At 43.4% G+C, this 18,820-nt stretch carries 25 protein-coding genes; 6 read left to right on the forward strand and 19 right to left on the reverse strand.

Annotated elements, in window-relative coordinates; genetic code table 11:
* Positions 1–17 precede the first annotated feature (17 nt).
* Complete coding sequence (locus AR335_RS19840) at positions 18–455, forward strand: YybH family protein (RefSeq protein ID WP_199805115.1); 438 nt, start codon at positions 18–20, stop codon at positions 453–455.
* Between the two features lie 87 nt (positions 456–542).
* On the opposite strand, the gene AR335_RS19845 is transcribed toward AR335_RS19840, so the two are convergent.
* Together AR335_RS19845 and AR335_RS19850 are read right to left on the reverse strand one after the other, a co-directional pair.
* Entirely contained in the window at positions 543–1,631 is a 1,089-nt protein-coding gene (locus AR335_RS19845; RefSeq protein ID WP_062239103.1) for a glycerophosphodiester phosphodiesterase, read from the reverse strand.
* A gap of 97 nt (positions 1,632–1,728) precedes the next feature.
* The gene (locus tag AR335_RS19850) at positions 1,729–2,184 is read right to left on the reverse strand and encodes a GNAT family N-acetyltransferase (protein WP_062239106.1); all 456 of its coding nucleotides are present in this window, start codon (positions 2,182–2,184) and stop codon (positions 1,729–1,731) included.
* Positions 2,185–2,528: 344 nt separating this feature from the next.
* On the opposite strand from AR335_RS19850, the gene AR335_RS19855 reads away from it, so the two are divergent.
* Positions 2,529–3,497, forward strand: a complete 969-nt coding sequence (locus AR335_RS19855) for an NAD(P)-dependent alcohol dehydrogenase (RefSeq protein ID WP_062239109.1) — start codon at positions 2,529–2,531, stop codon at positions 3,495–3,497.
* 85 nt (positions 3,498–3,582) lie between these two features.
* On the opposite strand, the gene AR335_RS25285 is transcribed toward AR335_RS19855, so the two are convergent.
* Both AR335_RS25285 and AR335_RS19860 read right to left on the reverse strand, forming a co-directional pair.
* Positions 3,583–3,708 (reverse strand): hypothetical protein, encoded by a 126-nt coding sequence (locus tag AR335_RS25285; RefSeq protein WP_255357609.1) that lies wholly within the window; start codon positions 3,706–3,708, stop codon positions 3,583–3,585.
* Between the two features lie 34 nt (positions 3,709–3,742).
* Complete coding sequence (locus tag AR335_RS19860) at positions 3,743–4,588, reverse strand: STAS domain-containing protein (RefSeq protein ID WP_062239112.1); 846 nt, start codon at positions 4,586–4,588, stop codon at positions 3,743–3,745.
* A gap of 184 nt (positions 4,589–4,772) precedes the next feature.
* Here AR335_RS19860 and AR335_RS19865 point away from each other — a divergent pair, with 184 nt between their 5' ends.
* Positions 4,773–5,819 carry an NAD(P)/FAD-dependent oxidoreductase gene (locus AR335_RS19865; RefSeq protein ID WP_062239115.1) on the forward strand — a complete coding sequence of 349 codons (1,047 nt, stop codon included), beginning with the start codon at positions 4,773–4,775 and terminating at the stop codon, positions 5,817–5,819.
* Between the two features lie 46 nt (positions 5,820–5,865).
* On the opposite strand, the gene AR335_RS19870 is transcribed toward AR335_RS19865, so the two are convergent.
* The 4 genes from AR335_RS19870 to AR335_RS19885 form a co-directional block, all read right to left on the reverse strand.
* Entirely contained in the window at positions 5,866–6,873 is a 1,008-nt protein-coding gene (locus tag AR335_RS19870) for a FecCD family ABC transporter permease (RefSeq protein ID WP_053355970.1), read from the reverse strand.
* Positions 6,870–7,913 (reverse strand): FecCD family ABC transporter permease, encoded by a 1,044-nt coding sequence (locus AR335_RS19875; protein ID WP_062239118.1) that lies wholly within the window; start codon positions 7,911–7,913, stop codon positions 6,870–6,872. Before AR335_RS19875 ends, AR335_RS19870 begins: the two co-directional genes overlap by 4 nt.
* 28 nt (positions 7,914–7,941) lie before the next feature.
* The gene (locus tag AR335_RS19880) at positions 7,942–8,886 is read right to left on the reverse strand and encodes an iron-hydroxamate ABC transporter substrate-binding protein (RefSeq protein ID WP_234293365.1); all 945 of its coding nucleotides are present in this window, start codon (positions 8,884–8,886) and stop codon (positions 7,942–7,944) included.
* 68 nt (positions 8,887–8,954) lie between these two features.
* Positions 8,955–9,767 (reverse strand): ABC transporter ATP-binding protein, encoded by an 813-nt coding sequence (locus AR335_RS19885; protein WP_062239121.1) that lies wholly within the window; start codon positions 9,765–9,767, stop codon positions 8,955–8,957.
* 231 nt (positions 9,768–9,998) lie between these two features.
* Between AR335_RS19885 and AR335_RS24500 the strand changes: the two genes are divergently transcribed.
* Positions 9,999–10,199, forward strand: a complete 201-nt coding sequence (locus AR335_RS24500; RefSeq protein WP_156419106.1) for a hypothetical protein — start codon at positions 9,999–10,001, stop codon at positions 10,197–10,199.
* An 84-nt stretch (positions 10,200–10,283) separates the two neighbouring features.
* Here the strand turns inward: AR335_RS24500 and AR335_RS19895 are convergent, their stop codons facing one another.
* From AR335_RS19895 to AR335_RS19915, 5 genes are all read right to left on the reverse strand, one after another.
* Positions 10,284–10,898: a PH domain-containing protein gene (locus tag AR335_RS19895; RefSeq protein ID WP_053355973.1), complete on the reverse strand. Its 615-nt coding sequence runs from the start codon at positions 10,896–10,898 to the stop codon at positions 10,284–10,286.
* 67 nt (positions 10,899–10,965) lie between these two features.
* The gene (locus tag AR335_RS19900) at positions 10,966–11,454 is read right to left on the reverse strand and encodes a DinB family protein (RefSeq protein WP_062239127.1); all 489 of its coding nucleotides are present in this window, start codon (positions 11,452–11,454) and stop codon (positions 10,966–10,968) included.
* Complete coding sequence (locus AR335_RS19905; RefSeq protein WP_062239130.1) at positions 11,451–11,954, reverse strand: GNAT family N-acetyltransferase; 504 nt, start codon at positions 11,952–11,954, stop codon at positions 11,451–11,453. The genes AR335_RS19900 and AR335_RS19905 overlap by 4 nt, the downstream gene beginning before the upstream one ends.
* A 273-nt stretch (positions 11,955–12,227) precedes the next feature.
* Positions 12,228–12,461 carry a hypothetical protein gene (locus AR335_RS19910; RefSeq protein ID WP_062239134.1) on the reverse strand — a complete coding sequence of 78 codons (234 nt, stop codon included), beginning with the start codon at positions 12,459–12,461 and terminating at the stop codon, positions 12,228–12,230.
* Between the two features lie 21 nt (positions 12,462–12,482).
* On the reverse strand, positions 12,483–12,746 hold the full coding sequence (locus AR335_RS19915) for a hypothetical protein (protein WP_053355977.1): 264 nt from the start codon (positions 12,744–12,746) through the stop codon (positions 12,483–12,485).
* Positions 12,747–12,825: 79 nt separating this feature from the next.
* On the opposite strand from AR335_RS19915, the gene AR335_RS19920 reads away from it, so the two are divergent.
* Positions 12,826–13,323: an Hsp20/alpha crystallin family protein gene (locus tag AR335_RS19920; protein ID WP_062239137.1), complete on the forward strand. Its 498-nt coding sequence runs from the start codon at positions 12,826–12,828 to the stop codon at positions 13,321–13,323.
* Here AR335_RS19920 and AR335_RS19925 read toward each other — a convergent pair.
* Positions 13,320–13,550, reverse strand: a complete 231-nt coding sequence (locus tag AR335_RS19925) for a hypothetical protein (protein WP_156419107.1) — start codon at positions 13,548–13,550, stop codon at positions 13,320–13,322. The genes AR335_RS19920 and AR335_RS19925 overlap by 4 nt on opposite strands.
* Positions 13,551–13,668: 118 nt before the next feature.
* Between AR335_RS19925 and AR335_RS19930 the strand changes: the two genes are divergently transcribed.
* Positions 13,669–14,061 (forward strand): hypothetical protein, encoded by a 393-nt coding sequence (locus AR335_RS19930; protein ID WP_062239143.1) that lies wholly within the window; start codon positions 13,669–13,671, stop codon positions 14,059–14,061.
* Between the two features lie 38 nt (positions 14,062–14,099).
* Here AR335_RS19930 and AR335_RS19935 read toward each other — a convergent pair whose 3' ends face one another.
* The 5 genes from AR335_RS19935 to gatB all read right to left on the reverse strand — a co-directional run bounded on the left by AR335_RS19935 (position 14,100) and on the right by gatB (position 18,816).
* Positions 14,100–14,714 (reverse strand): NUDIX hydrolase, encoded by a 615-nt coding sequence (locus AR335_RS19935; RefSeq protein WP_199805116.1) that lies wholly within the window; start codon positions 14,712–14,714, stop codon positions 14,100–14,102.
* 129 nt (positions 14,715–14,843) lie between these two features.
* Complete coding sequence (locus AR335_RS19940) at positions 14,844–15,851, reverse strand: DUF6454 family protein (protein WP_082683619.1); 1,008 nt, start codon at positions 15,849–15,851, stop codon at positions 14,844–14,846.
* 211 nt (positions 15,852–16,062) lie between these two features.
* The gene (locus AR335_RS24750; RefSeq protein WP_199805117.1) at positions 16,063–16,536 is read right to left on the reverse strand and encodes a hypothetical protein; all 474 of its coding nucleotides are present in this window, start codon (positions 16,534–16,536) and stop codon (positions 16,063–16,065) included.
* Positions 16,537–16,550: 14 nt separating this feature from the next.
* Positions 16,551–17,099, reverse strand: coding sequence for a hypothetical protein (locus AR335_RS19950; protein ID WP_062239149.1), 549 nt, complete (start codon positions 17,097–17,099; stop codon positions 16,551–16,553).
* Positions 17,100–17,382: 283 nt separating this feature from the next.
* Entirely contained in the window at positions 17,383–18,816 is a 1,434-nt protein-coding gene (gatB, locus tag AR335_RS19955) for an Asp-tRNA(Asn)/Glu-tRNA(Gln) amidotransferase subunit GatB (RefSeq protein WP_062239152.1), read from the reverse strand.
* Between the last annotated feature and the right edge of the window lie 4 nt (positions 18,817–18,820).

The raw sequence follows: 18,820 nt of genomic DNA on the forward strand, positions 1-18,820 counted from the left end.
GTAAAGGAGATGAATTCATGAGGGTTGGTTTTAATAAAGTTCAGGACGTTCTGGAAAATTACCGGTCTGCAGTATATGAGAAAGATGTTGAGAGATTTTTATCTGCATACGATTCTGACATACATGTGTATGATTGTTGGGAAAACTGGGAGAGTATCGGCATTTCCCAATGGAAGGAAATGGTGAATGGCTGGTTTAATGGTTTACGTGAGGAAGGTGTTGTACTCAAAATAGATTTTAATGATTTAGTAGTTGAAGAAAATACGAATCTCGCTTTCGTTCATTGTGCTGTTACGTTCGCTGCTCACAACGAATCTGGAGAGAAACTTCGTCAGCTGACAAATCGATTCACATTCGGTTTAAGAAAAGAAAACGAATCCTGGACCATCACACATGAACATTCATCATTGCCAATAAATATGGAAACCGGGAAGGGTATTTTCAACTTAAAGTAAGAACGATACAAGCTCCCTATGGGCTTTTTGATCACAACAAAAAAGCGGCATACTTTTTCAGCAGTGCCGCTCTTTCTTTCTGGCAAACTATTTGGTTGGTGCAGGATATTGCTTAGGCAGCTCCAAGCCATGCTCTGCCATCACTTCACGCAGACGGTCCGGATAATCGGTAATCATTCCGTCAACGCCGTCGTCCATGAGTTTGTTCATGGTTGGCTTGTCGTCAACTGTCCATGGAATGACCTTCATCCCTGCTTTATGTGCTTCATCCACCATTTGTTTCGTTACGTAAGGCTCATAGTTGTCATCAGTTATTTTGCCATCCTGCGGGAAGCCATGCACTGGAGATATTGCGTTTGCACCGAAAGAGTGGGCAGCTGCAACCAAATCCCCGTTAAAGTCGTCAATGTCAATTCCGCCTAACCACGGAGAGGCACCCGGCTGGCCAGGCTGAAGAAACTGCGGTCCATTGGTAAGTGCCACTAAAGGCAATCTCGGCTCTATTTCACCCATGCGCATGAGTGAACCCCAGTCAAAGCTTTGGATCGATACCCGATTCAGCATACCTGCCTCACGGACCTGGCGGGCTACGGTTTGGACAAATTCTTCGCGGGGTGCGGTCTCCTCGGGAGCACCTGCTTCCACCTTTGTTTCGATGTTCATCCAAACGTTATCTGCTTTATAGCGTTTGACCAGGTCGAAGATTTCCGTCAGCAATGGCATCTTCGCTCCCGGACTTGTCACCTGCCCTGGAAACTGCGGCTTGGTGGTTGAGCCGCAATCAAGGGTACGTATCTGTTTGAGCGTCAGATCTTTTATGTATTTGCCGACATAAGGATACTCCGGATCCCCTGGATACGCAGGCTTGGTATCCTTACAGTTCCCGCTTGAAATTTTACGGTCATGCGTAACAACCGCTTTATGATCCTGCGTAATTTGGACATCCAGTTCAAGTGTGCTGACTCCCAGCTCAAGTGCATGGGAAAACGATGCGATCGTCGATTCAACAGTAAGTCCCATCCCGCCGCGGTGAGCCTGCAGATCAAAATCCTTTGGACCAAAGTGGTTTGCATTTTGTTCTGCTGCAGAAGCGGATGGTCCATTCCCTAAACTCAGTGAGCTTACTATGACAGCTGCAATCGCAGCAAGTAATGCCTTCTTCTTTTTCCTTTTCATTTGCTCATCTCCTCAAAACTTTAAATTGGTTTACGTTTAAAGTATAAAGAGACTTTATAAATCCTTATTGAAGCAACCGTTAAGAAACGATATGGTTTTATAGATCCTTTGTCATAAATACACTATTGGGATCCTCTATGTATTCTGCAAACGGCTTACAGGTTTGAAACCCGAAGCTGGCATAAAGACTCCTGGCCGGTTCAAAGGCTTTCATGGAGCCCGTTTCCAAACTGAGCCTCCGATAGCCGCGCCGCTTCGCTTCCTCCATGATGTGCTGCAGCATCCGCTTCGCAACTCCCTTTCTCAAATGGGCAGCCGACGTTCGCATGGATTTGATCTCTCCATGCTGGCGGTCCAGTTCTTTCAGTGCCCCGCAGCCCAATAATTCTCCATCCTCCCAAGCACTCCAGAACGTAATATCCGGTTTCCTTAGTCCTTCAAGGTTAAGGGCATGCCTGCTTTCTGGCGGAGAATGAAGCTCCATCCCCTGAAGATGCTCCCCTATTAATCTGGCTATTTCAGGTCCTGTTAGATTATCTGCTTTGATCTCCATGAAAAAGAACACTCCTTGATTTTTGGTCCATTAATTAATAAAGGCACTTTCCATTTCAGCAAAAAAAGCCTTCGATAATAATTCGAAATCTTTTTCATTTAAATGAATGGCATCTCAGGCATTGTACTTCAATACCGATTTTTCAGGATTATACTTAATACAACGTTTGATTTTTTTCATACAATCGTTTTTATTTTACCTCAAAAGAATTTGGCACGCATGACTACCTTCTTCTTAGTTCGAATATCTTTAGATTAATGGGTCTTTTGTAGGTTTTTTAAGCGATATTTTTATTTATTCATGAGAAAAAATGAACAAATCAAAGTTTAGTAGGGAGGAATGTTATGAAAGCTATTGTTTATCACAAATATGGTCCGCCGGATGTTCTTGAATTAACAGAGGTGGAAAAGCCTATTCCTGAGGACAACCAAGTACTGGTGAAAATTCATGCTGCGTCTGTGAATTATGGGAACCTGGTTCTTTTGAAAGGGGAACCGTTCTTGGCCCGCTTTGCTTTCGGTCTTCTAAAACCTAAATACTCCATACCCGGTGGTGACATAGCAGGCCGGGTTGAAGCGGTTGGCAAAGATGTTAAGCAGTTTCAACCTGGCGATGAGGTGTTCGGTGATTTATCCCGTTGTGGCTGGGGTGGTTTTGCCGAATATGTTTCTGTTCCCGAAAATGCATTGGCACTAAAACCAGCCAATCTATCTTTCGAGGAAGCGGCTGCGGTGCCTATGGCGGCAGTAACGGCCCTGCAGGCTCTGCGGGATAAAGGCAAGATTCAGCCGGGGCAAAAGATTTTGATTAATGGTGCCTCTGGTGGTGTGGGGACTTTCGCAGTACAGATCGCCAAATCGTTCGGGGCTGAGGTAACGGCTGTGTGCAGTACAAGAAATCTAACGATTGTCCGGTCGATTGGCGCAGACCATGCCATTGATTATACAAAGGAGGATTTTACCCGGAAAGCGGAAAGTTATGACCTGATTCTTGCCGCTAACGGATATCAGCCGATTTCAGCTTATAAGCGTTTATTAAGTCCCAATGGAAATTATGTTATGGTTGGAGGCTCCGGTGCTCAAATGTTCCAAGCCATGGCATTTGGGCCTTGGATTTCAATGGCCGGAAGTAAGAAAATGGGTAACATCTTACAAAGGCAAAACCAAAAGGATCTGGTTTTTATGAAAGAACTTCTTGAGTCCGGCAAAGTAAAACCAGTTATTGATAGAAGTTATAAGCTGAGTGAAGTTCCCGAAGCATTCAGGTATTTTGCAGAAGGACACTCCCAAGGAAAAGTTGTAATCACTATGTGATTCATAAGCAAGAAAAGGGGCTGTCCAGAAAGTCGAAAATTGACCTTCAGGCAGCCCCTTGGCTTGAAAAATCTTCAATGAAAAGTTAATTGAAGTGGAAGATGCGAGACTCCTGCGGGGCTAGCGTGACAGGTGAGACTCCCGCCGGTGCTTGCACCAAGAGGCTCACCGCACGCCCCGCGGAAAGCGAGCAGCCTGGAACGGAAATCAACAGCTTACAGACTTCTTGGACAGCCCCTTTTCATCTACAACGCTTGTATATCCATAAAGGCTTGATGCAAATTACCTTTAACTTTTATTTTATCGAGGTTTAATCCCAGGGCAACCATCGTTTGTGCCACCTCAGGGCGAATGCCTGTAAGGATCGTCGTAACGCCCAACAAGGTTAAAGCATCGATCACTTTAAATAACTGGTCGGCCACCATCGTATCGACTATCATTACACCTGAAACATCCATGATTAGGTGCTCCAATTTTAATTTTACGGCCTGACTCAATGTTTCTTCCATCAGTAAACGAGCTCTTTCTGTATCAATGTTCCCGATTAACGGCAGCACCCCTGTCCCTTTAATCAAGGGAACGATGGGAACCGATAACTCCAAAAAGGCTGATTTTGCCTGTTCAAGCATATTTTGATGAGATTGAACATAGGTCAGACTGAAATAATATACTGCATGATCCAGCAGAGGATCGATGATCTCAATAACATCAAAAATCGTTTCAGCGGACATTCCCTGAATGGTCGCCTCTTCTTTGATGGATTTCCAAATGTAATTACGATAATAGCTTGTATCTTTTAATGCCTCATCAAGGGGGGCTCCCAGTTTAAAGAAATAGTCACCCGTTTCTTTTCCCCATTGCTTCATCTTTTCAATGGTTTTATTTCGATTATCGTGCTCAGTTAATGCTTCTCCAAACAGGGTGATAAATTCAGCTCGTATTTCCATGATTCGCGGCTCAATTTTCTGGAATTCATTTTTCTCCGCCTGAGTCATGGCCACGCCTTCCATTCGATCAGCGTGAACCGATTCGGCAATCTTATGTCTTCGTTTAATCAATAATTCCCCTAGCAGCTGTATATCGTTCTTCATCATATTCTCCTCCAAGGATTCGTATATGGGTCTGAAATCATAATACCCTATAACTTGAGAACATGCATTTTAAAATTTTTTACTTTCTTCAGGAAAAATACTTATTGTAAAAATGGACGATTCGATATATATTTTAATTGAGAATGATAATCAATATTAATTTCTTTCTGAGGAGAGAACGCATGTGGAAAAAGAAATTTATGATGTAACGATTATTGGCGGTGGGCCAGCAGGGCTTTACTCTGCCTTTTATAGCGGACTTCGGGAAATGAAGACAAAGATCATTGAATTCCAGCCCCAGTTAGGCGGAAAAATTCATGTGTATCCTGAGAAGATGATCTGGGATGTAGGCGGCCACACACCACTTCCAGGAGCAAAGCTTATCGAAAAACTTGTTGAGCAAGGACTGACGTTCGACCCTGAAGTCGTTTTGAATGAAAAAGTAGAATCGATTACGCAGAATGTAGATGGTATCTTTATCCTGAAAGGCGCTAATGGTGCAGTGCATTATTCCAAAACGGTAATCGTTGCTGTTGGGAGCGGTATCTTAAACCCGCAGAAGCTGGAGATTGAGGGTGCCGAAAGATTTGAAGTGTCTAACTTAAACTACACGGTGAAGTCACTTCAGCATTTTAAGGATAAAACGGTAATTATTTCCGGCGGAGGAAATACAGCGATCGATTGGGCGAATGAATTAGTGAATATCGCTAAAAAAGTATACTTAACGTATAGAAAAGGAACACTTGCCGGCCATGAAGCTCAAGTGACACAGCTTATGAACAGTTGTGCAGACTGCATCTTTAACACATCAATCTCTAAACTATTCGCATGCCCGAACCATGAAGTAATTGAACAGATCGAGTTAACGAACCATGAAACTGGTGAAGTTACCTATCTGCCCATAGATGAAGTGGTCATCAATCATGGCTATGAACAGGATACATCACTTCTTGGAAATAGCAGCCTGAAAATTGAACTTGAAGAAAATTTTTATATCGCAGGCAATTCAAACAGCGAATCCTCAGTCCCGGGGTTGTATGCTGCTGGAGATATACTCAAACATGACGGTAAATTGAACCTGATTTCCGGAGCCTTTCAAGACGCAGCTAACGCTGTGAACAAAGCAAAACAATTCATCGAACCTGAAGCTCAAAAAGTGGCAATGGTTTCTTCTCATAATGAAGTATTCAAAAAACGCAACCGTGATCTAGTCAAACAGATGATCCATTAAAAAAGGAGCCCAGCAAGGCTCCTTTTTTATTTCAATACTCTTATTACTATTTTTTCGCCAATAAATACATGAAATATGGGGCACCGATAATGGTTACGATAATTCCAGCTGGAATACCACTTGGATCCAGTATTACTCGGCCAATGGTGTCTGCCGTAAGAAGCAAGATTGATCCGATCAATGCCGCAACCGGAAGAAAGGCTTGATGGCGAGGCCCGACGAGTGATCTTGCAATATGAGGAGCCAAAAGCCCAACAAAGGCAATTCCCCCGCTGACAGCCACGGATGCCGAAGCAAGCGAAACAGCAATCAAGATTAGGACAATTCGTTCTCTGCCCGTGTTCACTCCAACGCCAATTGAAACATTCTCATGAAAGTTCAGCATGTTCAGCACATTGGATTTATACATCGTGAGAGGAATGAGAATCAGAATCCACGGCAGTAATGACAGTACAAACGTCCAGTCATCACCCCATATTCTGCCGGCCATCCAATTGGCCATGAACGAGTAGTCTTCCATATCCAATCGCGTCGACAGTGTCAACGTCGCGCCATAAAGGGCCGCAGCCAAACCAACCCCCACTAATACTAGCCTTGTTGGTTCAACGCCCTCACCTTTTATGTAAGACATACTATAGATGACAGCTGCTGTTGCCATTCCACCCGCCAATGCAAAAAGAGGCAGTATGTACAGGGAACTCGATGTTTCCACCGTAAAGAACATGATATAGACAACGACCATCAGACCGGCACCAGCATTAATACCCAAGATACCAGGATCTGAAAGCGGGTTTTTTGTAATACTTTGCAGAATAGCACCAGACACCGCGAGTCCCATCCCCGCAAGGATAGCAACAAATATTCGCGGCAGCCTGAACTCAAACAAAATAAGGTTCTCCCTCGGTGTACCTTGGCCGATGATCGTCCGAAAGAGCTCTGCAGGAGTTAATGAAGCAAATCCTGCAGCGACACTGATGATAAACATGGCTATTAATAAAACAATCGCTGCAATCGTCGTCATTCTTATCTTCTTGATCTGTCTCGCGTTCATCATGAAAGTTTTCTTCCTCCCCTTCTCGCAAGGTAAAGGAAGAACGGTACGCCGACTATAGCAACGATCGCCCCAACTGGCGTTTCATATGGAGCATTTACCGTTCGGCCCAATGTATCTGCCAAAACCATCAGCACACTTCCAAATATTGCCGAGCATGGTATGATCCAGCGATAATCCGTTCCAACCAGGAAGCGTACAATGTGTGGAACCATCAAACCGACAAATGCTATTGCTCCTACAAGCGATACTGCCGCACCAGCAAGGATCAGCACAACAGTCATCAGTACAGCCTTCGTTACCAGCGTACGCTGTCCAAGACCCCTCGCCACTTCTTCACCAAAGCTCAGAATGGTTAGCTGCCTTGAAAACATAACAGCGACCACAATACCAATTATGACGACCGGTACGATGATTTTCAGCTGAGTCCAATTTGTTCCTGAAACCCCGCCTGCTGTCCAAAAAGCAAGATCTTGAGAAAGCTTAAAGTATAGAGCTATGCCTTCTCCTAACGAAGAAAGCAGTGCAGAAACAGCAGCACCTGCCAGCGTAATTCGGATTGGGGATAGCCCCCCTCTGCTCATGGAGCCTAATCCGAATACAAGTCCTGCACCAATTCCCGCACCGATAAAGGAAATAATCATCACTGTTACATAGTTTGCACCGGTACCGAAAGCAAACACACAAGCAAGAGCTAAGCTTGCACCAGCGTTCAAACCCAATAAACCAGGATCTGCAAGGGGATTTCGTGTCATCCCCTGCATGATTGCCCCGCTGACAGCAAATGCCGCACCAACAACAGCCGCACCCAGCTCTCTTGGTAACCGGAGACTGACAATAATGCGATCAGCTTCCCTGCCAGGATCATAGTTTAATATAGAATTCCATACGGTAAGAAAATTAATCTTAGCGGCACCAACTGAAATCGCAAGACCAATACTCACCATCAGAAGAGCGAATCCCATCAGTAAAATGGCTGTACCCACTGCCGGCCTCGAATACACTTTATTATCTTTTATCTGCTTGATTTTTGTTTTGAACATGGCGGATTTCCTTTTTATAAAAGCTTTCTTATTTCTTTTTCGTTAACTCGTTAACAATAAAGTCCAGTTCTTTTTCAAGAGAAATCGGGTCATTGAAGTAGAATGATTCAGAATCGAACTTAATCACATGACCGTTTTTAACCGCTGGAAGCTCTTTCCATACATTTGACTTCATGAATGAGTTGTCCGGGTTGCCTGCACCTGTTCCGACAAAAATATAGTCTCCAGCGTATGTTGGGATCACTTCAGTAGAGATCGCTTTCCAGCCAGGCCCGAAAACATCCTTTTCTAATTTCGCAGGCGCTTTTAGTTGAAGAGCCTGGTAGATGACTTCTGTTCCACGACCCCAGTTTTTGCCATAGACATACATATCTTTACCGTAAGCTTCCATAACCATAAACGTTTTGTCTTCTCCAATAACGGATTTAACTTTTTCACGTGCATCTGCAGCTTTTTTCTTCCACTCTTCTACCCATGCTTTTGCTTCTTTTTCTTTCCCAACCATTTTTCCGATTTCAACATGCTGTTCCAAGTAGTCGTACTTGTCGTACGTCATGGTTACGGTTGGAGCTATTTCTTTATATTTCTTAATGTTCTTATCATCAGAATATGTAATGATCAGGTCAGGATTTAGTTCTAGAAGCTTTTCATAAGAATCAGCCGTAACAACTTCTGCTTTGTCCAGTTTGTTGCCGTAAAATTTATTTTGTTTCGGATATTCATTTACTGCTATTGGTGTAATCCCCAACTCCAGCAAGTTGCCTGCATATGTAGCAGCCATCATTGCAACGCGTTTTGGCTTTGCAGGAACTTCAACGTCACCTTTTTCGCCTTTATAAATCCTTGTTTCTTTTTTTGAATCTTTTTCTCCAGAGCTCGCGTTTTCTTCTGATTTATTACCACATGCTGCAAGTGCAATTACTAAAAGCATTGTCATAAAGCTAACTAAAAGTTTCTTTGTACGTTTATTCAATTTTGTATCCCCCTATATTTGAAAATAAAAATCATTCTCAATTAACTGTAAAAAAGAAAGGCGATCAATTACGCCAAGTTCTCTACTAATTGAACACTTTTGATGAGATCATAAGTTAGACATACGGGCTTCCTTGTTCTCGGATCCACACCAATCTCCGCATCGATATTGAAAACATTTCGAAGGACCTGACGTGTCATTACATCTTCAGCAGTTCCCTCTTTTAGGATAGCACCGTCTTTCATCGCAACCATATGGTGAGCAAACCGTGCAGCATGATTCAAATCATGAATGACCATCACAATGGTTCTCTTTTCATCACGATTCAGCTGCTCTAACAGCTCGAGTACCTCTAACTGATGTGACAGATCCAAATATGTAGTCGGCTCATCCAGCAAAATAATATCTGTTTCTTGGGCTAATGCCATTGCAATCCATACACGCTGGCGTTGGCCGCCTGAGAGTGCATCTACCGGGCGATCCTTAAACTTATAAATTCCTGTAACCTTAAGAGCCCAGTCGATCACCTCAAAATCTCTTTTCGTAAGTTTTCCAAGACCTTTTTGGTAAGGAAATCTTCCGTAAGAAACGAGCTCACCAACCGTAAGTCCTTCTGGTGAATCTGGAGACTGCGGCAAAATTGCCATCTTTTGAGCGATTTTCTTCGTTGATTCTTTACTGATGCCTTTACCATCAAGATAAACAACGCCGGATTTCGGATTCAATATACGCGACAACGTTTTCAAAACCGTTGATTTTCCGCAGCCGTTTGGACCGATAATCGTCGTAATTTTCCCATCCGGAATCGAGATGTTCAGATTTTTGACGATGTCTCGCTCACCATACGCAATCTTCAAATTCTCAGCATACAGCCTGGACATATTCACCCTCCTTTTATACAATTTATCAATTTATATAAAGCTGTTTTGCGACTTAATTGAAAATGATTATCAATATCGTTTTCATTTTATTGAATTATTGAGGGAGTGTCAATAGGTTTTTTCGAAACCATTGAGATCAGATCCACACTTCTGACAATAAAAAAGCATATTTTTGAAATATTTTATGTCTTTTTTCATAGAAAAGGGGGTGTCCAAGAAGTCTGTAAGCTGTTGCGTTCCAGGCTGCTCGCTTTCCGCGGGCGTGCGGTGAGCCTTACCGGCGTGAACGCCTACTTTTTGGCGCTAGCGCCTGCGGGAGTCTCACCTGTCACGCTAGTCCCGCAGGACAAGGAAGGCTCCGGCAGCGTTTTATCGCACGAAGAAAATGTGAAGTTCATTTTCGAGGAGTCTCGCATCTTCCACTTCAATTAACTTTTCATTGAAGATTTTTCAAGCCAAAAAGGGGCTGCCTGAAGGTCAATTTTCGACTTTCTGGACAGCCCCTTTAGTGATCTATTAATTATTAATATACTTCTCAAAAACATTGCCATAATCTTTTACATGATACTCTTTTCTGCTTTCCATGAGCCATGTGAAGGCAGCATCGTTCAACTGGTTGAAGTTATCCACGAGCTGGTCTTCCTTGCTTGTGATGCGGCTGAGTGTGGTCGAAGCAAGGTTGATGCTCTGCTGGGCATACTGCAGGGCGAATTCGTTCTCGTGAGCAATCTCAGCGATTTTGCTAAGAGACTTGTAGAGATCCTTCAGCTCTTCGATATGCTTTTTGTGAACATCGATGGAAAAAGGGACAGAGCCGATGACAAACTTGATTTCAACGTCGAGATCCACGGTTCCTGCGGTTTCCAATGAAACGTTGGAAATGGTGTTCTCGCTGTAGCTGTATCGGTGGAGCAAGCGTTTTTTGCTGATCGCGCTCGTTCCATCCAAATGGATCAGCGCACGGTTCGTAAAGCAGTACTCATCGGTTTTCGATTTAATAAGAAAGTAGATTTTCTCGTTATCTTCATGGAACACGTAATCGTCGGCATCCACCTTGTCATAGTCTGCAGGTTTGATGACGCTCCCTACATCACTTAATCCGAGTGCATCTGAAGCTAAGCGTTTTAACATATCCTCTTACTCTCCTTATGTTTTCATTTACACTATATACGATAACATTTCGTAAAAAGTTTCGTTTTTAGTGGACGCCGTTCTCCACATTCCAGCTGCCCTGCTTTTTCCGTGCGTAAAGGATCTGGCCCGTATGATAGGCGGTATGGATCGTAAGGTTGGCGATGACGCTTCCCCACTCTTCATGCCTGTCTTCATAAGCACCTTCATCAAAGCGTTCTTCTTCACTTTCTTCAATCGCTGTACGCCACTGGGCCATGACCTCTTTTAAACGGTCGACCGTCTTCTTCCAGTCCCATTCTCCGTTCATGTCTTCAAACGTTTGATTGTTTTCTGCTTTGGCCGTAGATGGACTTTCTCCGGTGAAACGGTCCAGGTAGCGCTGATTCCAATAGATCAGATGGTTGACGATCTCACGGATGGAGTTGCTTTCCTGCGTTTCTTTCCAGGCAGCCTGTTCATCGGTCAAGCCGACGAGAGAGTTTTCCAGTGAAACAAACCAGTGATTATTATGAAAAGCTTCAAACTGGTTCAGCAAAAGTTCCTTCGCATTCATTGTGTTGCCTCCTTCATTCGTATTTGTTGCGGGACTGACGTAAATGTTTGAAAACGCACATTGTCTTTATCTGAAAACTGATCAGTAAAATTGCCGTTGGTGTAATCATGGATGATGCTCGTCCAAAAGGCCTGCGCCGGTTTGTTCTGGGGAATCTGGGCAATGTCCCAGTCCCCCGGGAACTGATTAAATACGGTAAATGCCGCCGCTTTCCCGAGTCCTTGCTTGCGGTACTTCTTTAGAATGAAGAATTCGGACATGTGGTAGATGCCCTGGTTTTTGCGGACCAGGATAAAACCTGCATAATGTTCACCCGCTTTAATAAAGAACGGATAACGGCCCTCTTCCTCCCAGTACGCATCCAGATAAGTGTATCCGTATCGGCCTTCCTTACTGAGGTCTGATCCATCAAATTCACTGAAGTCGTAGCGATACAGCTCAAGCATCTGCCTGAGCACAGGCTTCTTCTCTAACGTAATTCTTTCGAGTGTAATGTTCATTGAACATCCCCCCTTTTCTTGGTGGTGTCAGGCGCCGTCGTTATTGCGGTGCCTGACACCACGTTATTCCCCCTTCTTACATTCTCCTCTTCTATGGAGATTCCTTTAACTTCAGGCAGAAAAAGACAAATTATGCTAAGAGAGGAGGGGAATTGATGTTCTTTTTTGGTGCCTGGCACCGACTTTTGACATCTGTGTAATGCTGGTGCCTGGCACCAAATAACCAAATAAAAAAAAGCATGCAAGCTCTCCAGGCCCGCACGCCCTCAAAAATCAAAGCACACTGTTCTTAACGGATGGTGCATCGATGACATCCTGATCAGCTACCCAGATGATCGGCAGGTTAACGACTGTAAGATCACCGTTGTCCTCCCCGAATCCCTGGTTGATTTTATTGGAGCTGAACAGGTCGAGCTGCTGGATCGGCCCAAAGCTCAGCGTAGCTGACCGGTCCATCGTGTTCACTTTAAATCCAAGCATGTTGACGACCATAGGTGAAAAGAGCATGGTGAACCTCCTGCTGCCGTTTTATATCTTCTCAATTAGCGAAGGAATCTCCCGGCCATAGGAAGACTGTGTGACCGGCGAATCGACCGCATCTCTGTCATCAACCGAATTTTCATTTCCAAAAAACCGCGCATCATCCCCAAAACTTTGGCCGAATCCCTGATTTTTTTTGTCGGAGTTATGCCAGTCAGACAAGTAATTCTCTCCGATATTCACCGCCGACGCATTTTCAAAGGAATTAATTTTAAAAAGAAAAATATTTATAACTATAGAAGGTGAACCCACTAATTTCTCCCTCCTTTTCCCCTAAATATATGTTTGTTCCCTGTAATTATGTTTGCTTGAATACCGGAGGTGGCAATGCATGGACGTCGATAAATTGAAACAGTGGCTGGAGCTTGCGCAAAAGGTACAGGGAAATGATTTTTGGAACAGCATTTTCGATGGTTCACCGGGACAGCAGATGGCTGGCCAGGTGAATGAACAGCGGGAATCACGTACGCGTTACAATCATTTTCAGCCTAACCAGAACGCACCATCGCCTCAAGAGGATTTCCCCAAGGTTGATATCTACACAAACAACCGGGAATGGATAGTGGTCATTGATCTTCCAGGTATCCGTAAAGAAGATGTCAGCCTTTCGATGGCAGCCAATAACCTGACGATCAAGGGTGTGCTTCACTCTCCGTATAAGGATGCCACCGTCATACGGGCAGAACGGGCGAACGGCCATTTTGAGCGGACCATCCAGCTTCCTGAACTAATTAATGAAACTCGCACTGCCGCCCGTTTTTTTAACGGTGTGCTGGAGGTTCGGATCATGCGAAATCTCACACCCGAACGAAACATCCGGATCGATTAGCACCTCTTGTTTTCCGTTGGTCCATCCACGAAATCATTGTCATTCACCCGGCATCTTTCGCAGTTATGCTGTCCAAAATCACCGTTGCTTTCGCCAAAGGACTGCGTTTTTTTCGTCGTATTGAACACCCTGCTTCGTACCGTCTGGCCGAACGAAAGCTTGCATTGGTTGCCCATCTTGTTAACGTCAAGAAATCCAAGATTCAGTTCAGATGATGAAAAATTCATCAAACTTCCTTCCTTTCTGTGCATGGAGTGGGAGAAAACAGACATGTTCTCCTTTTTTATTCATAAAATAAAGTACAAGCCGGTACGTATAATGCTGAATGGAAGCGTGGGGTAGCTTATGCCTTTTTTTAAAACCATACTCAACGCCCTTACAAATCATGATAAGAATATGGAAGAAATCCACCTGCATTTAAAACAGCTGCAGAATGAGCTCTCCGAAATGAAAAAAGACAACAATGGACCCCCTGTTGTCATTGAACATATCAACATCGAAACTCTAAGAATTGATAAATACGAACTGAGCAACAACTTCGCCAACCTGGGCATCAAGGATCTCAAAGGCAAGCTGAACATCGGCGCCAACTATGGCCGCGGCATGACCCTGCAGGAGGAAGCCGACCAGGCCAAAATGATGGAGAACTCCATGATGAAGATGGGGCAGAAAAAAGGAAAGGTCCACCAAAAGAAACAGGACAGTCCGAGCTATTCCATAAAGGGCAGAAAGCCGTAAAAAGGACTGGATAGATGATCTATTCAGTCCTTTACCTGCTATACGCTGCCTTTTACTTTATTTAATCTTTTTTTTATCCGTTCAAAAACGTTTACATAGTATGAATCCATTCCAACAAAGCTTGCTTTATTAACTATTTTGCTATTTTGTTTGCTTATTTCCGTTGCAGTTATTTCAGTTACTGTGCCTTCAAACAGATTCATTACATCATCTAATCTAATTTTATAAAGGCTATCTACTTCATCTTCTTGAAGTTTAAATTCAGGTAATAGCCTGCATTCATACAAAAACACATGACATATTTCCCGATCCCATATTTGATCTAGTTTTATCTCACCTTTGATGATCCCAAGCGAAATCAGGTCCTCAAATTTAATAGATATCCCTAATTCTTCCTCTACTTCCCTTGTTCCTTCCCTAACTTCCTCTTCTGCCAATAAATGTCCAGCAGAAGTGATATCCAGAAGGCCAGGGTAATCTTTCTTTACTTCAGCTCTTTTTTGGAAGAGTACATAACACTCATTCTTTTCTACTATCGCAAACCAGCAATGAAAGGTTTCATGCCAATCTCCAGAAATATGTACTTCTCCTCTTGTTTTCTTTCCGATACATTTCATATTCTCATCAAATATCCTTACTATTTCACTGTCCATTTTTATTACTCCTTCAAAAATGTTAGTCGTTCCATCTTTCAATGTTTCAAGATGGTTTTCCTGCAAATAAGGAGAAAAAAAGAGAGTCACCATCACAGAAAGGATAGTGTCTCTCTTTTTTTAAACAAATTAGTTCTCATTAAGATTGTTTGTTTCATAAACCAGCAAGGAGCCGTTGTCATCATCAGGAACAGCATATAGGCGAAGCTCTTGACCGGCATTTTCCATGAATACAGGATTCCGAGTAATCACATGTCCTTGTGGAGAAAATTCAGTGATTGGTGCTTCGTGGATGGTATTTAGAGTTTTCATGTCCACCAAAGCGACTCCGCCTAATTCATAAGGCTTGGAATTACTATTTGCTGGATCAGGCAGCTCAGCTATTCCGCTTAAGATCATTTTTCCGTTTCCTGCATAATGACCGTCCTGGTAATCAATAAAATGACTGGTATTTTCCTTCTTGGCCAGCTGCTTTCCTTGTTCATTCCACTCATAGAACTTGCGGGAACCCCAGCTATTTCCTATAATTTTTCCACTTTGACCGTCTCGTACCATTCCTCCGATATGATCCTGAACACGGAAAGCTTCTTTGGCATCCTTTGTTTTAGGATCCACTTTGTAGACGATGGAATGGCTGTTGGGGCGGTATTCAGCAACAGATACCCAGATATTTTTCCCATCAAAATCGATACCGCCAGGATGATACATGTTCCCTTCACCCAGTTTGATGTCTTTTACAAGCTTTCCTTCTTTCGTAAACACAAAAAGGTGGCCTATCCCTTTACCTGGAGAACGGTCATAACCGTCCACGATCTTGCCATATTTAACAGGCTTTTCGATAATCTGAACGGCAGACATATAAAAAAGGTCCCCAACCTTAACCATACCTTGTGAATGATAGTTATTAAATTGCAGATCAATCTTTTCTTTTTGTTGCCATTTTGTGTCTCTGCTGATTTTCTCAAACTGGTCAGATATATTTTGCTTTCCATTATCATTTGCAGAAGAAGTGGTGGTTGCTTTGGCACTGCTAGAGACCGCAAAAGCCTCAGTATCTTTAGAATTGAAAGGATGAAAAGCCATTAAACCTGACGAAATAAGCAATACGGATGCAGCCGTAATTATTTTTTTGTTCATAATAAGCCTCCTATTAAGCATGATGATGCCATTAATTAAAAAAATTAATGTAACTAGCTTTCTTGACCAACATTAACGTAAATAAGAAAGGAATTATAGGTGTTTCCTTTAAGTTTTACCTAAACTTCATAGAGGATTTACATAGTTAAAAATACCTTTATAAAAACATAAGACTGACTCAATTTGAGTCAGTCTCATCATAATTGTGATTTCACTCTTCTCTATTAAATTTACCTTTTAATGATTTGAAAGAATAGAGGACGACAGCTGCCCCAGCCACTAGTACCACAAAATTGATCCACTGATTTGCTGCTATTTGTTCCATAACATTTGCTGCTTTGTCTGTATTGTACTTATGGTCTCTAACAGCTTTTCTGTATTTTCCATCCGGTTCTTGAACGGCTATCGCCTTATCGGTGCTGATGCCGTGGATGGCGAAATATTTTGTGCCCTTTTTATACTCATTGGAAAAGTTGCCGGAATAGGTTCCTTCCTGATCTGAGTACTTTGTTACCTGTCCGATCTCTTTGTCCACCTGATCCACGTATTCGTCACTGATGACATAAGAATAATGATCCCAGACGACAAACGCATGAGCCCACTTGGCAGAAGCAGGACTTGCCAAAATAAATTGGAAAGACATCAGACAGGCGATGAATAATGGAACGCTTTTAAACATCTTCATAGGCTGTACTCCTTTTAATTCATCGAATTTGCGATCCTCAACAGCTCTTTTTTGACCTGTTTTTCACTGTATTCATTGGCAAACATGTGCCGGAGATCGTATTCTTCCTCATCTGCCAGCCAAAATAGTTCGGCGTAATTTCCAAAGTAAGCGAAATAGGCTTCTGTCCCGTCTTCAAGCTCGAGGGTATCTTCGTATTTTTTATTTTTAATGAGTTCACTCACCAGATTTTTATGGTTAAAAATTTTAAGGGCGATGAATCCCTTCTCGGTTTTCTGATCTTTTCTTGCGTACTCCGTTTCAAGCTGCAGCTTCTTTTTCTTTCCCCAATCCGTAATGACGATTTTCGGTTTCTCGTACTTATACGGAATGAACTCTGGCAGATGTGCTTTAAAAGGAATAACATCTTCCGTTTTTTCAATAGAAACCGGCTTGTACGACCGTGGGTAATGCCCTTTCGAATGCATGTCCAGCTTCAGCTCACCATCAACCAGCATGGACCCCTGGCAAGACGTCAAAACAGTCAAAAGCAATCCAACAGCAAGAACACCGGCTCTTCTCATGAACTCCACCCCCGATTCTGTTACTCAAATCATACCATTATTTCACAGTCAGCCGGACAAGCTTCGGACGCAAGTTTCGACGTTTTTTGTATACAACAAAAGTTAATTATTGAGGTGCAAAAGTCTGAATAATGAGAATGGATCAATTAATTAAGAGTTTGGCTCAATTATATTTAATTAGGCTCAATTAATTTCCGTTCCGCTCAATTATCTTCATTAACGCTCAATTCCACACCCCAGTACACAAAAAAACTGCCGGACACAACGTCCGACAGCCTTTCAATTAACGATTCTTCAATTCTTCTGCGATCAATTTGTTAACCAATGGTGGATTTGCTTTTCCTTTGGTCTCTTTCATGACCTGGCCGACTAAGAAGCCGATGGCCTTGTCTTTTCCGTTCTTAAAGTCCTCGATGGACTGCGGATTGCGGTCAAGGACAGCCACAACAAACTCACGGATGGCGCCTTCATCGGAAATCTGCACGAGGCCTTTTTCCTTAACAATCGTTTGGGGATCGCCGCCGTTCTCGATCATCTCTTTAAAGACTTTCTTCGCGATCTTAGATGAGATCGTGCCGTCTTCAATGAGCTTGATCATTTTAGCGAGGTTGCCCGGTGTTAATGGTGTTTCGCCGATTTCTTTGGACTCTGTGTTCAAGAAGGCACTCACTTCGCCCATGAGCCAGTTGGAAAGCAATTTTGGATCCGCTTTCTCCCTCATTCCTTCTTCAAAGAAATCAGCCATTTTGATCGATGCTGTCAGAACGCCTGCGTCATAAGCAGGAAGACCGAACTCTGATACATAGCGCGCTTTACGAGCATCCGGAAGCTCAGGAATCTCAGCGCGGACACGCTCGATCCATTCTTCAGAAACACTCAGACTCACAAGATCCGGATCTGGGAAGTAACGATAGTCATCTGATCCTTCCTTTACACGCATGAGGATTGTTTTATTTGATTTTTCATCAAAACGACGGGTCTCCTGAAGGATTTCGCCGCCACCCAGAATCTCTTCTTCCTGGCGCTTCTCTTCATACTCGAGCCCTTTTTGCACGAAGGCGAAGGAGTTCAGGTTCTTAAGCTCGGTTTTCGTACCGAATTCCTTTTGCCCCACAGGACGGATCGAAATGTTGGCGTCACAGCGCAATGATCCCTCTTCCATCTTACAGTCGGAAACGCCCGTGTATTGGATGATCGCTTTCAGCTTTTCCAAGTACGCATACGCTTCTTCCGGTGTACGGATATCCGGCTCGGACACGATTTCCATCAGCGGCGTGCCCTGGCGGTTCAAGTCCACAAGAGACGATCCGTCATCAGCATGCGTTAGTTTTCCTGCATCCTCTTCCAAGTGAAGACGTGTGATACCAATTTTTTTCTTTTCGCCGTTCACTTCGATCTCAATCCAGCCGTGCTCGCCGATCGGCTTATCAAGCTGGGAAATCTGATATGCTTTCGGATTGTCCGGATAAAAATAGTTCTTTCGGTCAAAATGCTGCTCCCGGTTAATTTGGCAGTTCAATGCCATCGCCGCACGCATTGAAAAATCGACCGCCTGTTTATTCAGGACCGGCAGAACGCCTGGATGTCCAAGGCAGATCGGGCATGTATGGCTGTTGGACGGCGCTCCGAAATCGGTGGAGCAGCCGCAGAATACTTTAGAGTTGGTTTTAAGTTCAACGTGGACTTCTAATCCAATGACTGTTTCAAATTTGCTCATCCCT

The organism is Fictibacillus sp. FJAT-27399 (assembly GCF_001510655.1).
Classification (GTDB): Bacteria; Bacillota; Bacilli; order Bacillales; family Fictibacillaceae; genus Fictibacillus_C; species Fictibacillus_C marinisediminis.